General features: G+C 41.9%; 1 protein-coding gene. It reads right to left on the minus strand.

Features of this window, described 5'->3' with window-relative positions; all coding sequences use genetic code 11:
* On the minus strand, nt 1-332 hold a 332-nt coding region (locus FL344_RS38840), incomplete at its 3' end, for a hypothetical protein (protein WP_228565677.1).
* Nucleotides 333-391: the final 59 nt, after the last annotated feature.

The following is a 391-nucleotide window of genomic DNA, read 5'->3' on the forward strand; positions in this document are numbered from 1 at the left end:
ATTGAAGTCCATGTTGTTTTTGCCGCAACAGATAATTCACCATTACATACGGCCTGAACATCTCCATCAGCGCCACAACGGAAGCCTGAAATGATTTTCCTCTGGGTTGTTGCCACATATTTATTACACCCTCCCATAGAAATAAAAGGAGAACCGGCATCAGAGAAATTATTACCACGGAATCCATGCGTGAACAGACCATTTTCCTGATAATCTTTAACATTAAAGATTAATGGTGATTTGCTGGGAGGGATATCCCAGTTTTTATTAACTTCAACAAGAGCACTGAATGGTAATCGGTGAATATTGTTTCTTACAGGTATTGTCACCATGTCGCTGGAGCGAGTGCCAGGAGCCCCTTCAGTAATGATAAATGACGTCCTGTACGACC

It is taken from the genome of Myxococcus sp. AB036A, from assembly GCF_006547355.1.
GTDB lineage: Bacteria > Myxococcota > Myxococcia > Myxococcales > Myxococcaceae > Myxococcus > Myxococcus virescens.